At 73.1% G+C, this 13,256-nt stretch carries 14 protein-coding genes; 5 read left to right on the plus strand and 9 right to left on the minus strand.

Features of this window, described 5'->3' with window-relative positions; all coding sequences use genetic code 11:
• Positions 1-7: 7 nt before the first annotated feature.
• Complete coding sequence (locus tag AB0924_RS24730) at positions 8-457, minus strand: ATP-binding protein (RefSeq protein WP_358932747.1); 450 nt, start codon at positions 455-457, stop codon at positions 8-10.
• 187 nt (positions 458-644) lie between these two features.
• Positions 645-818, minus strand: coding sequence for a CsbD family protein (locus AB0924_RS24735; RefSeq protein ID WP_358932745.1), 174 nt, complete (start codon positions 816-818; stop codon positions 645-647).
• 275 nt (positions 819-1,093) lie between these two features.
• Between AB0924_RS24735 and AB0924_RS24740 the strand changes: the two genes are divergently transcribed.
• Positions 1,094-2,284, plus strand: coding sequence for a GAF domain-containing protein (locus tag AB0924_RS24740; RefSeq protein WP_366912542.1), 1,191 nt, complete (start codon positions 1,094-1,096; stop codon positions 2,282-2,284).
• A gap of 142 nt (positions 2,285-2,426) precedes the next feature.
• On the opposite strand, the gene AB0924_RS24745 is transcribed toward AB0924_RS24740, so the two are convergent.
• From AB0924_RS24745 to mgrA, 4 genes are all read right to left on the minus strand, one after another.
• A complete protein-coding gene (locus AB0924_RS24745; protein WP_358932741.1) occupies positions 2,427-3,692 on the minus strand; it encodes a cation:proton antiporter in 1,266 nt (421 codons plus the stop codon).
• Positions 3,693-3,697: 5 nt separating this feature from the next.
• Positions 3,698-4,183: a TrkA C-terminal domain-containing protein gene (locus AB0924_RS24750; protein WP_358932739.1), complete on the minus strand. Its 486-nt coding sequence runs from the start codon at positions 4,181-4,183 to the stop codon at positions 3,698-3,700.
• A 113-nt stretch (positions 4,184-4,296) separates the two neighbouring features.
• The gene (locus AB0924_RS24755) at positions 4,297-4,479 is read right to left on the minus strand and encodes a hypothetical protein (protein ID WP_358932737.1); all 183 of its coding nucleotides are present in this window, start codon (positions 4,477-4,479) and stop codon (positions 4,297-4,299) included.
• A 100-nt stretch (positions 4,480-4,579) separates the two neighbouring features.
• The gene (gene mgrA / locus AB0924_RS24760) at positions 4,580-5,623 is read right to left on the minus strand and encodes an L-glyceraldehyde 3-phosphate reductase (protein ID WP_366912543.1); all 1,044 of its coding nucleotides are present in this window, start codon (positions 5,621-5,623) and stop codon (positions 4,580-4,582) included.
• 277 nt (positions 5,624-5,900) lie between these two features.
• Here mgrA and AB0924_RS24765 point away from each other — a divergent pair, with 277 nt between their 5' ends.
• Positions 5,901-7,445: an MFS transporter gene (locus AB0924_RS24765; protein WP_366912544.1), complete on the plus strand. Its 1,545-nt coding sequence runs from the start codon at positions 5,901-5,903 to the stop codon at positions 7,443-7,445.
• 150 nt (positions 7,446-7,595) lie between these two features.
• Positions 7,596-8,438 (plus strand): chitosanase, encoded by an 843-nt coding sequence (locus AB0924_RS24770; protein ID WP_358932731.1) that lies wholly within the window; start codon positions 7,596-7,598, stop codon positions 8,436-8,438.
• 18 nt (positions 8,439-8,456) lie between these two features.
• Here AB0924_RS24770 and AB0924_RS24775 read toward each other — a convergent pair whose 3' ends face one another.
• On the minus strand, positions 8,457-9,074 hold the full coding sequence (locus AB0924_RS24775) for a DUF4328 domain-containing protein (RefSeq protein WP_366912545.1): 618 nt from the start codon (positions 9,072-9,074) through the stop codon (positions 8,457-8,459).
• A 187-nt stretch (positions 9,075-9,261) separates the two neighbouring features.
• Between AB0924_RS24775 and pgm the strand changes: the two genes are divergently transcribed.
• The gene (gene pgm / locus AB0924_RS24780) at positions 9,262-10,902 is read left to right on the plus strand and encodes a phosphoglucomutase (alpha-D-glucose-1,6-bisphosphate-dependent) (RefSeq protein ID WP_358932727.1); all 1,641 of its coding nucleotides are present in this window, start codon (positions 9,262-9,264) and stop codon (positions 10,900-10,902) included.
• A gap of 64 nt (positions 10,903-10,966) precedes the next feature.
• Here the strand turns inward: pgm and AB0924_RS24785 are convergent, their stop codons facing one another.
• Both AB0924_RS24785 and AB0924_RS24790 read right to left on the minus strand, forming a co-directional pair.
• A complete protein-coding gene (locus AB0924_RS24785) occupies positions 10,967-11,884 on the minus strand; it encodes an SGNH/GDSL hydrolase family protein (RefSeq protein WP_366912546.1) in 918 nt (305 codons plus the stop codon).
• 172 nt (positions 11,885-12,056) lie between these two features.
• The gene (locus tag AB0924_RS24790) at positions 12,057-12,368 is read right to left on the minus strand and encodes a DUF5133 domain-containing protein (protein ID WP_358932722.1); all 312 of its coding nucleotides are present in this window, start codon (positions 12,366-12,368) and stop codon (positions 12,057-12,059) included.
• 221 nt (positions 12,369-12,589) lie between these two features.
• Here AB0924_RS24790 and AB0924_RS24795 point away from each other — a divergent pair, with 221 nt between their 5' ends.
• Complete coding sequence (locus AB0924_RS24795; protein ID WP_366912547.1) at positions 12,590-13,243, plus strand: 1,4-alpha-glucan branching protein; 654 nt, start codon at positions 12,590-12,592, stop codon at positions 13,241-13,243.
• Positions 13,244-13,256: the final 13 nt, after the last annotated feature.

Here is a 13,256-nt window from a genome sequence, read left to right on the forward strand (position 1 = left end):
CCGCGCGTCACCCGCCGACGTCGGCGCGCAGGGCGACGGTGGCGGTGACGCGCTTGCCGCGCGGCAGCGGGGTGACCTCCAGGCCGCCGCTGAGCATGTTCACCAGGAGCAGCCCGTGGCCGCCCACCCGGCCCGGGTCGGGCGGGGGCTGCCGGGGCAGGTCCGGGGACGTGTCGACGACGGTGATGCTCAGCGCGCCGGCGTCGGGCGCCAGCTCCAGCCGGAGCGCGCACGGGCCGGGAGCGTGCTTGACGGCGTTGGTGACGAGCTCGCTGGCGACCAGCTGGGCATCCTGGACCGCGCGCCGGCCCGGTTCGGGACGAGCCCGTGCCAGGAGGGCGCCGACCGCGTCCCTCGCCTCGGCTATGCAGGGAGCACCGGAATCCCAGGTGCGACTGTGCCGCAGAGGCCCGGGGCGGGCCCGCGTGGCCGTGTGAGTCGACAGGTGGATGTCCATACCTCGTTGCCCTCTTCCTCCGGGGTCGGGGTCCCTTCCTGATCGAGGAGGCTCGTGCCGTCCTTGTCGCGGATACCCATGGGAGGGTCGATCAAGTACACGCGAACCGGGACAGGCCGCGGAAATCGGCTTGTCCGATCTTCGCGGCCTGCCCCGGCACGCTGTTGCGGTTCAGGTTCAGAACTCGTCAGTGCTTGAAGGCGTCCTTGCCCTTCTCCTTGGCCTGCCGGGCGTCGCCGCGCGCGCCCTCCATGCGGCCCTCCGCCTCCATGCGCTCGTTGCCGACGGCGCGGCCCACGGCCTCCTTGGCCTTGCCCTTGGCCTGCTCCGCCTTGGCCTTTGCCTTCTGGTCACCAGCCATGGGGTAGTCACTTCCCAACGTCGTTCCGGTGTGCGGTCGACATCCGGTTTGCCGTTCTGACCCGGTCCAAACCCGCTGTCCTCCCGCCGGACCGGTTGCCGCTCGTCCGGCCGCGGGTCACGCCGCGTGCCGCCACCCCGGCCGCCGTCCTCGGCTTGCCTTTTCGTGACCGCTGGGAACAAGGTGAGGGAAGGAGCCGGCGGGGAGCGGACGAAAGGCCCGCACCGACCGGGTCGTGGCATGTACGTGCACGTGGATCTCGCGGGTGGCGCGCCGTGACGGCGGGCGCCTCGCTGACTGTGCTGCCGGTGGCCGACCGGGCGGTGGTACTGCGCCTGTCGGGGACCCTGGACCGGTACGGCGCCGGCATGCTCGGCCGCGAACTCGACCTGCGGCTGGCGCGCGCCGACCGGCGTGGGCTTCGCCTCGTCCTGGACGTCTCGGGCGTCAGCCGGATGAGCACCGAGGTCCGGGACGCCCTGGACGCCCGCACCCGGCACCTCGGGGCCGGGCCGGTCCTGGTCAGCGGTGCCTGTCCCGAGGTGCGCGCCGTGCTCACGGCCGCCGCACTGCCGGGCGTCCGGCTCTGTCCCACGCTGGAGGAGGCCCTGGCCGCCGTGTGCCGCGAGGCTGCCGATGGGCCGCGGCCCGAAGCGGCGGCGCGGCCGGAAGACGTGCGCAGCGAGGTGTTCGGGCTGCGGGCGAAGGCGCGTACCAGCGGGCTCATCGGGATCGCCCAGGGCATCCTGCTGGCCCGCTACGGCCTGCCCGGTCCCGAGGAGGCGTTCGACCTGCTCCGGGAGGGCTCCCAGCACCACAACGTGCCGCTGCGGGTGCTGGCCGCGGCCGCGGTGAGCGCGCCGGCGCCGCACGCGCCGGGGGAGTGGTTCCCGGGACGCCGGCACCTGCCGCCGCCCGTCCTCGGCCTCGCGCTGCCCGGCCCGGTGGACGTACGCGACCGCCGGCAGGTTCTCAGGGCGGCCGTGTACGCGGCGGTGACCGTGACGGACGCGGACGCCGCGGAGATCCACCTGACCGACCACACCCGCGAGGAGGCTCTCGTCCTGGAGGCCCACCACGCGCTGGACGCCGCCTACCGCGACTGCCTCGCCCTGGTCTGCGGTCCGCCCGCGGTGTGCTCCCGGGCCCTGGCGGCCGGCAAGCCGGTGACCGTGGCCGACGTGGCCGCGGATCCCGAGCTGGCCGGACACCCCGTCGGCCGGGCCACGCTCGCCGCGGGCAGCCGCGCCGTGCACAGCACACCGATGACGACCGCCGAGGGGCACTGCAAGGGCGTGGTCTCCGTGCACCGGGCGGACCCGGGCGCCTGGCTGGACCGGGGACAGGAGGCCGCCCTGGACGAGCTGGCCGCCGACCTGGCTGCCTGGCGCTCGTGGTACTGCCGCACCGTTGTGCTGGACGCCCTGGAGTACCTGCACGCACGGGGCGGCCGGCAGAGCGGCTGAGGGGTGGTCCCTTGTGCCCCTCCGGCCCACGGGCCGGAGGGGCTGCGGAGTCCCTGCCCCGCGCCCCAGGAGGTGCCCGCGGCGTCCCTGGGCTCACGGGCCGGACGAGGGGTGCCGGCCCCCGTGTCTCCCGGTACCCGGGTCAGGACCGGCCGACCGTGTCCTGGTCCCGCAGCGCGGGTTCGGCGTCCTCGGCGAGTGGCGTGTCGCGCGCGGCGGTACCTGCGGCGGCCGGTGCCGTACGGCGGCCGCCCAGGGCGGTCAGCCGGCGGGCGACCGGTTCCGTGTAGCGGGCGGTGAGGGGGCCGAGGACCACCAGGATGAGGACGTACGCCGTGGCCAGCGGGCCGAGGTCGGAGTCGATGCCCGCGGTCACCGCGAGACCGGCGATGACGATGGAGAACTCACCGCGGGCCACCAGGGTGCCGCCGGCCCGCCATCGGCCCTTCGCCGAGATGCCCGCCCGGCGCGCGGCCCAGTAGCCCGTCGCGATCTTCGTGAGCGTCGTGACGACCGCCAGGGCGAGGGCGGGCAGCAGCACCGGCGGGATGCTGGCCGGGTCGGTGTGCAGGCCGAAGAAGACGAAGAACACCGCCGCGAAGAGGTCCCGCAACGGCGCGAGCAGGTTGTGCGCGCCCTCGGCGACCTCGCCGGACAGCGCGATGCCGACCAGGAACGCGCCGACCGCCGCCGAGACCTGGAGCTGCTGGGCGACGCCGGCCACCAGCAGGGTCAGCCCCAGCACGACGAGCAGCAGCTTCTCCGGATCGTCGCTGGAGACGAAGCGGGAGATGTGCCGCCCGAACCGCACCGCAAGCAGCAGCACCAGCCCGGCGACACCGAGGGCCACGGCGAGGGTGACACTGCCCGCCGCGAGACCGGTCCCGGCCAGCAGCGCGGTCACGACCGGCAGATATACCGCCATCGACAGGTCCTCCAGCACCAGGATGCTGAGGATCACCGGGGTCTCCCGGTTGCCTATCCGGCCGAGGTCGCCGAGGACCTTGGCGATCACGCCGGAGGAGGAGATCCAGGTGATGCCGGCGAGGACGACGGCGGCGATCGGGCCCCAGCCGAGCAGCAGCGCCATGACGGCCCCGGGCAGGGCGTTGAGGGTGGCGTCGACGATCCCGGCCGGGTACTGGGTTCTGAGGTTGGAGACCAGGTCGCTGGCGGTGTACTCCAGACCCAGCATGAGCAGCAGCAGGACCACGCCGATCTCGGCGCCGATCGCCACGAACTCCTCGCTCGCGCCGAGCGGCAGCAGGCCGCCCTCGCCGAAGGCCAGCCCGGCCAGCAGGTACAGGGGGATGGGGGAGAAGCTCAGGCGCGCGGCGAGCCGGCCCAGCAGCCCGAGGCCGAGGATGATCGCGCCGAACTCGATGAGGAAGACCGCGGAGGAATGCATCCGCATCACTCCCGGCCGAGGATGACGGCGGCCGCGTCGACGCCCTCGCGGGTGCCGATCACGATCAGCGTGTCCCCGCCGGCCAGCCGGTATCCGGGGCCGGGCGAGGGGATCGCCTCGGCGCGCCGCAGCACGGCCACGATGGAGACCCCGGTCTCCGTGCGCATCCGGGTGTCGCCGAGCAGCCGGCCGTTCCAGTGGGAGGCCGCGGACAGCTCGATCCGTTCGGCCACCAGGCCCAGCTCCGTGGTGGAGAGCAGGTTCGGGCTGTGGTGCGTCGGCTGGAGCGCCTCGGCCAGCGCCTGTGCCTCCCCGCCGGTGAGCCGCGCGGACAGGGCGCAGGCGTCGGGATCGTCGCCCTGGTACGCGCTGAGTGTTCTCGCGCCGTCGCGGTGGGCCACCACCGACAGACGCTGCCGCTCCCGCGTCGTCAGGTCGTACCGCACACCGATCCCCGGCAACGGCGTACTGCTGGTGCGCGCTGCGCCCATGACCCCCCCCTGCTCGATTTGAAGGTTTCTTGAGGAAACCATTACCGGGATCTTAACCCTCTCGCGGCGCACGGCCGCGCGGAGACCCGGTTCGAGCAGGGCGCGGGTGGCGGTCAGGAGGCGGAGCCGGGGCCGCTTTCGCCGTCGTACGCGTCGGGCTGGCAGGTGTGGCACAACTCGTGCTCACCGTCGCGGGTGACGACGGTTCCCCAGCCGAGGCAGTGCTCGCAGTGACGGGCGAGGCCCAGGTCGGGGTGGGGCGGCGGGAAGGGGCTGTGGGGGGCTCCGTATGCCATACGGGGAGCGGCTCCTCGAGTCGCGGTCGCGGTCCGGATGGCTTCCATTATGTCCGACTTTTTCTTTATGTCTACGGCTTGTGTCACTCAGTGCCAGGTATCAGCCGAGGGTGCCCTGGCGCGCCTCCCGCCACAGGTCCACGCCGCCGTCGGTGGCCAGCTCGTCGATCTCGGCCAGCTCCTCGGCGCTGAACTCGAGGTGCTCCAGGGCGGCGACGTTCTGCTCGAGCTGCTCCGTGCGCGAGGCGCCGATGACCAGCGAGGTGACCCGCTCGTCGCGCAGCGCCCACGCCAGCGCGAGCTGCGCGAGGCTCTGCCCGCGGCGGGCGGCGATGTCGTTCAGGGCGCGCAGCCGGCCGCGCATGTCCTCGGTCAGCCAGGCCGGGTCGAATGACTTGCCCGCGGCGGCCCGCGAGTCCTGGGGTACGCCGTCCAGGTAGCGGCCGGTGAGCAGCCCCTGGGCGAGCGCCGTGAACCCGATGACGCCGAAGCCCTCCTCCTCGGCCGTGTCCAGCAGGCCGTCGGTCTCGATCCAGCGGTTGAGCATGCTGTACGACGGCTGGTGGATCAGCAGCGGCGTGCCCAGCTCACGCAGGATCGCGGCGGCCTGCCGGGTGCGCTCGGCGTCGTAGGAGGAGATGCCGACGTACAGGGCCTTGCCCTGGCGGACGGCGGTGGCCAGCGCGCCCATCGTCTCCTCCAGCGGCGTGGTCGCGTCCAGCCGGTGGGAGTAGAAGATGTCCACGTAGTCCACGCCCATGCGCGCGAGCGACTGGTCCAGCGAGGCCAGCACGTACTTGCGGGAGCCGCCGCCCTGCCCGTAGGGGCCGGGCCACATGTCCCAGCCCGCCTTGGTGGAGATCACCAACTCGTCCCGGTACGGCGCGAGGTCGCGCCGCAGCAGCCGGCCGAAGTTGATCTCGGCGGCGCCGTACGGCGGGCCGTAGTTGTTCGCCAGGTCGTGGTGGGTGATCCCGAGGTCGAAGGCGCGCAGCGCGATCTCGCGCTGGGTCTCGAAGGGCCGGTCGTCGCCGAAGTTGTGCCAGTAGCCCAGGGACAGGAGCGGGAGGTCCAGTCCCGAGCGGCCGGTGCGCCGGTAGCGCATGGTGCCGTCGTAGCGAGCGGGGTCCGCGACGTGGTTCATCGGGTCGTCTCCGGGTGGTGCCGTAGGGGTGCCCCTGGTGTGCGAGGGGGCACGTCCACCCTGCGCTTCCATGATTCGTAAGTCCAACCGCCGCCCGTCATGGCATTGAGCGGTCCGGTTTCTGAATCGGGGCCCGGTGCGGCGCCTGGTGACCGGTGGGGGCCGTGATCACTTTGCTGTGTGGCGGATGCGAAGCGGGGCAGACGGATGGGGCACGCGGTGAGCAGGGCCGGCCGATCGGGGGCCGGGCCGGCGGGCAGTGGGAAGGGAGACGCCCATGAGCGGGGTGACGCCTGAGGGCGAACGCCGGGCCGGGGTGAGGCCGAGGACTCCGAAGGCCGTCGCGGAACTGCCGCACCAGGTCCGCGAGGAGCTGACCCGCAGGCTCCGCCGCAACCGGCGGGCCTTCCGCAGGGACGACGTCCAGGTCGTCGAACCGCCACTGCTCAGGCGCGCGGTCGGCGCCTCCGCGCTCGGCAACTGCATGGAGTGGTTCGACTTCGGCGTCTACAGCTATCTCGCCGCCACCATCGGCAAGGTGTTCTTCCCCGGTGCCTCCCCGACGGCCCAGGTGATCTCCTCGTTCGCGACCTTCGCCGCCGCCTTCGTCGTACGGCCCCTCGGCGGGCTCGTCTTCGGTCCGCTCGGCGACCGGATCGGCCGGCAGAAGGTACTCGCCACCACCATGATCATGATGGCGGTGGGAACCTTCGCCATCGGAATCATCCCCGGCTACGCCACCATCGGCATCGCCGCTCCGGTGCTGCTCCTCATCGCCCGTATGGTGCAGGGCTTCTCCACCGGCGGCGAGTACGGCGGCGCCACCACGTTCGTCGCCGAGTACTCGCCGGACCGCCGACGCGGATTCCTCTCCAGCTGGCTCGACTTCGGCACCTTCGTCGGCTACGCCCTCGGATCGGCCCTGGTGACCGCGCTGAACCTGATGCTGACCGACGCCCAGATGCTCTCCTGGGGCTGGCGGGTCCCCTTCCTGATCGCCGGGCCGCTCGGCGTGATCGGCCTCTACATGCGGCTCAAGCTCGAGGAGTCCCCGGCCTTCCAGCAGCAACTGGACGACCACGAGAAGAGCTTGGCGCAGGAGTCGGCGGGCAGCGAGTTCAAGGACATCGTGAAGAACCACTGGCCCGCCCTGCTCATCTGCATGGGCCTGGTGCTGCTCTACAACGTCACCAACTACATGGTCACCGGCTATCTGCCGACCTACCAGACCGAGACGCTGCACCGCTCCAGCGGCTCCGCCGACGTCCTGGTGCTGATCGGCATGGTGTGGATCGTCCTGCTGATCACCTTCCTCGGCCGGCTCAGTGACCGCTTCGGCCGGCGTCCGCTCTACGGCTTCGCCGCGGCCGCCATGATCGTGCTGGCCGTTCCCGCGTTCCTGCTGATCAAGGCGGAGGGGACCTGGCCGCCGATCCTCGGCGTGCTGCTGCTCTCCACCCTGCTGGCCTGCTTCGCCGCGCCCAGCGCGGCCACGCTGCCCGCGCTGTTCCCGACCGCCGTCCGCTACGCGGCCATGGGCATCGGCTTCAACATCGCCGTCGCCGCGTTCGGCGGCACCACACCGCTGGTCACCGCCGCGCTGGTCGGTGCCACCGGCGACGACCTGATGCCGGCCTACTACCTGATGCTGGCCGGCGCGATCGGCCTGCTCACGGTGAAGTTCCTGCCGGAGAGCGCCCAGGTGCCGCTCAACGGCTCGCAGCCGATGGTCGGTTCGCAGGAGGAGCGGCGGGAGCTGATCACCACCTCCAAGGAGCTGTACGCCTTCGCGCGGGAGCGGGCCGGTACGCCGCACGGGTGAGCCCGCCCGGCGGCCCCGGGGAGCGCACTGTTCGATCCTACGAACTTCGCGCGGGACGGGTTACCGGTCCGGGCCACACGCGATAGGAAACTTTCCTATCAGTTCGGCACTGGACCAACTCTCAGCCCCCCACCTCCCCTTGGAGCCCCTGTGGCGCACACAGACCGCCAGCCGGCAGCCCACACCCGCCTCTCCCGCCGCACCGCCGTCGCCCTGCTGGGCGCCGCCGCCACCGGCACCCTGCTCGCCGGCGTCCCGGGCGCCGGGCGGGCCTCGGCCGCCGCGCCCGGCCTCGACGACCCGGCGAAGAAGGAGATCGCCATGCGGCTCGTCTCCAGCGCCGAGAACTCGTCCCTCGACTGGAAGGCCCAGTACAAGTACATCGAGGACATCGGCGACGGACGCGGCTACACCGCCGGCATCATCGGCTTCTGCTCCGGTACCGGCGACATGCTCGACCTCGTCCAGCTCTACACCGACCGCAGGCCGGGCAACGTCCTGGCCCGGTACCTGCCCGCCCTGCGCCGGGTCGACGGCACCGACTCGCACGACGGCCTGGACCCCGACTACACCCGGGACTGGCGCGGGGCAGCCCAGGACCCGGCCTTCCAGCAGGCGCAGAACGACGAACGCGACCGGGTCTACTTCGGCCCCGCCGTCGCCCAGGGCAAGGCGGACGGACTGCGCGCCCTCGGCCAGTTCGCCTACTACGACGCCATCGTCATGCACGGCGACGGCGACGATCCCACCGGCTTCCGCGGCATCCGGCGCCGTGCCCTGCGCAGCGCCAGGCCGCCGGCGCAGGGCGGCGGCGAGACGGCGTACCTGAACGCCTTCCTCGACGCGCGGGTGTGGGCGATGAAGCAGGAGGAGGCGCACAGCGACACGAGCAGGGTCGACACCGCGCAGCGGGTCTTCCTGCGCAACGGCAACCTCGACCTGAACACGCCGCTGGACTGGAAGGTGTACGGCGACAGCTACCACATCGGCTGAGGCCCCCCGGCCGATCCGCTACGACAGACGCGGCAGGCTCGCGGCGCCCGGGACCGGGAACGTCGATCCCAGCGCGGCGGCCTGCCGCGCCGTGACCCGCTGGATCACGGCGATCGCCAGGGCGCCCGCGGCCAGTTCCAGCCCCTCGGCCACCAGGAGCAGGGCGAGCGAAGCCCCCTGCCCCGGCCCGCCGCTCACCCCGGCGACGAGAGCGTGCCCGATCCACGTCGCCCACCAGACGTTCACCAGCACTCGGTCGCGCCGCCCGGCCGCGCCGGGGCCGCTCGCGCGGAGGACGTCGAGGACGAGCCCTCGCGGCACCCACATGTTGATCACCGGGATCAGCCAGGAGAACACGGCCCACGGGGCCGAGCCCGGGAGGGGGCTCGGGGACAGCGACTGTGCGATGCGCCGGGAGCGGGTGAACCAGACCAGGAACAGCGCCGCCGCGACGATCATCAGGTTCACGTACACCTGGGACACCCGCCCCGACGTGCTCCCGGACGTGTCCAGCGGATGGAGCGCGTGCGCGCGCACGGTCACGGCGCGGGCGACCTCCGCCACGGCCGCCGCGGCCACGGCGGCCTGGGCGAAACGGGCGAGCGGCCAGGGGGCCTTGACGGTGGGTCCGGACACGGGCGGGTACCTGCCTGTCGTGGGGGCACACGGGAGCGTGGCTGAAGATGATCGTCGGAGAAGCGGATCATAGGGCAGTCCGGGGCCGGTGCGCCCCGCTCCGTGCGGGCGCACTCGCACGCCGGGGCCCCGACGGGGAAAGATGAACCCCGAGCGATCGATCACACCGATGCGGAGGAGCGGACTCATGCCGCACGAGCGAGCCGGACGGCCGGCCGGTCCTGAGGACCTCATCGACGTGGCCCGGCTGGTCACGGCGTACTACGCGCTGCGCCCCGACCCGGCCGACCCAGGCCAGCGGGTGGCGTTCGGCACGTCGGGACACCGGGGTTCGTCCCTGGCGAGCGCCTTCAACGAGGACCACATCGCCGCCACCAGCCAGGCCATCTGCGAGTACCGCGCGGCACAGGGCGTGGACGGGCCGCTGTTCCTCGGCGCCGACACGCACGCACTGTCGGAGCCCGCCAGGGTCACCGCGCTGGAGGTGTTCGCGGCCAACGACGTGACCGTGCTCATCGACAGCGCGGACGGCTACACCCCGACCCCGGCCGTCTCGCACGCCATCCTCACCCACAACCGGGGCCGCGACACCGGTCTCGCCGACGGCGTCGTCGTCACCCCCTCGCACAACCCGCCCGCCGACGGCGGCTTCAAGTACAACCCGCCCAGCGGCGGGCCGGCGGCCTCCGACGCGACGTCCTGGATCCAGGACCGCGCCAACCAGATCATCACGGGCGGCCTGAAGGAGGTACGGCGGCTGCCGTACGCCCGCGCGCTCGCCGCCGCCGGCACCGGGCGCTACGACTTCCTCGGCGCCTACGTCGGCGACCTGCCCGCCGTCCTGGACCTCGACGCGATCCGCGCGGCCGGGGTGCGCATCGGCGCCGACCCGCTCGGCGGGGCGTCCGTCGCCTACTGGGGCCGGATCGCGGAGCAGCACCGCCTCGACCTGACCGTGGTCAATCCGCACACCGATCCCACCTGGCGGTTCATGACGCTGGACTGGGACGGCAAGATCCGCATGGACTGCTCGTCGCCGTACGCGATGGCCTCGCTGATCGAGCAGCGCGACCGGTTCCGCATCGCCACCGGCAACGACGCCGACGCCGACCGGCACGGCATCGTCACCCCGGACGCCGGCCTGATGAACCCCAACCACTACCTCGCCGTCGCCATCTCCTACCTCTACCGGCACCGCGAGCAGTGGCCCGCCGGCACCGGCATCGGCAAGACCCTGGTCTCCTCCACGATGATCGACCGGGTCGCCGCCGACCTGGACCGGCGACTGGTCGAGGTGCCGGTCGGGTTCAAGTGGTTCGTGGACGGACTCGCCGGCGGCACCCTCGGCTTCGGCGGCGAGGAGTCGGCCGGGGCGTCCTTCCTGCGCCGGGACGGCTCGGTGTGGACCACCGACAAGGACGGCATCCTGCTGGCCCTGCTCGCCTCCGAGATCACGGCGGTCACCGACCGGACCCCGTCGGAGCACTACGCCGGTTTGACCGCCCGCTTCGGCGAACCCGCCTACGCCCGCATCGACGCCCCGGCGACCCGTGAGCAGAAGGCGCTGCTCGCCAAGCTGTCCCCGGCCCAGGTCACCGCCGACACCCTGGCCGGCGAGGCGGTCACCGGAATCCTCACCGAGGCGCCCGGCAACGGCGCCGCCATCGGCGGGATCAAGGTCACCACCGCCAACGCCTGGTTCGCCGCCCGCCCTTCGGGCACCGAGGACGTCTACAAGGTCTACGCCGAGTCCTTCCTCGGCCCCGACCACCTCGCCCGGGTGCAGGAGGAGGCCAAGGGCGTGGTCCAGGCCGCGCTCGGCGGCTGAGTCCCACGGACCGCACGACGGCCCCGGCGCGCCCGCGCCGGGGCCGCCGCGCCGCGCGCGGTGCTCAGCCGCGCCCGCGCCCGTGGCCCAGCCGGTCCAGCACGGCCCGCGCCATGGCGTCCTCGCCGCGCGCGTTGGGGTGCGCGGGGGCCGCGGGCGCGGCCGGTCGCAGCGGCTCGATCCAGCGGTCGGCGGGTGCCTTGCACATGTCGTGGGCCACCGTGGGTCCGTAGGTGTCGACGTACTCGACCCGGTTCCACGCGGCGACCGTGCGCAGCATCAGGTTCAGCCGCTTCTCGGTGTCCCGGAGGTAGGGGAAGTCCTTGGCCGCGAACGGCACCGCCGGGAAGCAGCCCAGGCCGTCGTCGGGGAGCAGGTCCGGGTAGCCGACGAGGAGGACCCGCGCGTGCGGTGCGCGCCGGTGGACGGCCCGCAGCACCTGGTCGATCTTCGGCGCGGTGCGCAGGACGTTCAGCGCCAGCTGGTCGTACCCGCCGGCCTTGTACGAGCGCTCACAGGGGTTGCCGGCCGGCTCCTGGGCGCCGAGACGGGCGCAGGTGCTGATGATCGAGCCGAACCCGACGTCGTTGCCGCCGATCTGGACCGTCACCAGGCCGGTGTTCCGGTCCAGCGCGTCGAGCTGGGCCGCGTTGCCGCCCTGCGCCTGCCACATCTCGTTCGTCGTGGCCCCGGCGCAGCTCACGTCCCTGAACGACTTCACCCCGCGCCACGACGCCAGCAGCGAGGGGTAGTTCTGGTCGGAGCGGCCGCATTCGGCGTTCACCTGACGCGGGATGAGCGGGCCCGAGGTGTAGGAGTCGCCGAGGGAGACGTAGGTGAGCTCGTGGCCGTGTCCGGCGGGATGGGCGGCGGCGGGCACCGTGGCGGCGGCGACGAGGGCGCAGCCCCCGAGTGCCGTCCCCAGTACGGTCGTCCGCCGCCGCCCTCTCGCCCCGTCGGCCGCGCGCGTGTCGTTCGCCATGGTTCCTCCCCCAGAGGGCGGGCACACGGCCCCGCCCCGAGCGGCGGTCCGCGTTTCAACTGGGCCTGTATACCGCCCGGTAGGTCGCGCGGGCCATAAGCGGGAAGGAACATTCGCGGCCGCCGGGGGAGAGGCGGGCACGAATGCGCGCGCCGCCCCGGCGGCCGTACCGTCAGACCCCGGACGCCGGTTCCGCCACGGCGGCCGGGTCCGTCAGGCCGGCCGGCTCCACCGCGGGAGCCGGGTCCAGCACGGCGGTCGGCCCCACCAGCGAGTCGTCCTCGGGGCGGGCCCCGGACAGCCGGTGACGGGCGGCGATCAGCGCCATGTCGACGTCCTTCGTCCCCGTGGCCACGCACAGCGAGTAGGCGATGTCCGCCAGCCGCTGCCGGGCCTGCGGAGTACTCTCCTCGGCTCCGAGCAGTGTGAGGGTCTCGTACTGGGCGATCAGGTCCTTCAGTACCGCGGGGTGTGCCATCAGCATGAGATCCGCCTTCCTGGTGCGAAGCCGAGGTCGATCAATTCGAGAGCCGACTACCCGCGCCCCGGTCCGGCATGTCCCCCGATCCGCCGTGAAACCGGTCCGCCGCGAAAGCGGTCCGCCCGGCGGCCCTCGGCGGCCCCCCGGCGAAGCCGATCACGCCGTCGCGGGGACGTGGAAAGCTGGGGGTGCCCATGTCCCCGCGACCCAGGAGGAGTTGCCGCGTGGCCGTCATCCACCGCACCACCCTCACGCCGACCAAGCTGGAACTCCTCGCCGAATGGCTGCCCACCCGCCCCTGGTACCGCGGGGGAGCCGCGCCCGAACTGGAGAAGTCAGGCGGCTTCCGGCTGGACGACCCGGCGGGCGAGGTCGGGATCGAGTTCATGGTGACCACCGACACCTCCGGCCCCGAGCCGGTCGCCTACCTGGTCCCGCTCACCTACCGCGGCGCCCCGCGGGCCGGCGACGGGCACGGGCTGATCGGCACCTCGGAACACGGTGTGCTGGGCAAGCGCTGGGTCTACGACGGCTGCCACGACCCGGTGCTGGTCACCGAGCTGCTCTCGCTGATCGAGGGCCGGGCCGGGGCCATGGCGCAGAGCATCACCGACACACCCGACCGGGAGGTGACCCGCGCCTACACCGGCGAGCCGTTCCCCCGGACCGAACTCACCCCTCACCCCGCCGACGACGAACGAGGCACCCACCTGCCCGCGCCGCACGGCACGACCCTCCATGTCCACCGTGTCCCCGTGCCCGTCGCCGGGAACCCGCCGCTTCCCGGCGGTGACCCGCTCGGTCATGTCGCCGGCGGCTGGGCGGGACCGGACGGCACCCGCCTCGGCGCCGTCCTCATGACCCTGGGCACCCGCTGAGCGCCGCACCCGC

Source organism: Streptomyces sp. NPDC047869, from assembly GCF_040704065.1.
GTDB lineage: Bacteria > Actinomycetota > Actinomycetes > Streptomycetales > Streptomycetaceae > Streptomyces.

Excerpts from the sequence above, each read along its gene's own strand:
- AB0924_RS24730 (WP_358932747.1), bottom strand. The coding sequence starts at position 457 with ATGGACATCCACCTGTCGACTCACACGGCCACGCGGGCCCGCCCCGGG.
- AB0924_RS24735 (WP_358932745.1), bottom strand. The coding sequence starts at position 818 with ATGGCTGGTGACCAGAAGGCAAAGGCCAAGGCGGAGCAGGCCAAGGGC.
- AB0924_RS24745 (WP_358932741.1), bottom strand. The coding sequence starts at position 3,692 with ATGCATTCCTCCGCGGTCTTCCTCATCGAGTTCGGCGCGATCATCCTC.
- AB0924_RS24750 (WP_358932739.1), bottom strand. The coding sequence starts at position 4,183 with ATGGGCGCAGCGCGCACCAGCAGTACGCCGTTGCCGGGGATCGGTGTG.
- AB0924_RS24755 (WP_358932737.1), bottom strand. The coding sequence starts at position 4,479 with ATGGCATACGGAGCCCCCCACAGCCCCTTCCCGCCGCCCCACCCCGAC.
- mgrA (WP_366912543.1), bottom strand. The coding sequence starts at position 5,623 with ATGAACCACGTCGCGGACCCCGCTCGCTACGACGGCACCATGCGCTAC.
- AB0924_RS24765 (WP_366912544.1), top strand. The coding sequence starts at position 5,901 with ATGAGCGGGGTGACGCCTGAGGGCGAACGCCGGGCCGGGGTGAGGCCG.
- pgm (WP_358932727.1), top strand. The coding sequence starts at position 9,262 with ATGCCGCACGAGCGAGCCGGACGGCCGGCCGGTCCTGAGGACCTCATC.
- AB0924_RS24785 (WP_366912546.1), bottom strand. The coding sequence starts at position 11,884 with ATGGCGAACGACACGCGCGCGGCCGACGGGGCGAGAGGGCGGCGGCGG.
- AB0924_RS24790 (WP_358932722.1), bottom strand. The coding sequence starts at position 12,368 with ATGCTGATGGCACACCCCGCGGTACTGAAGGACCTGATCGCCCAGTAC.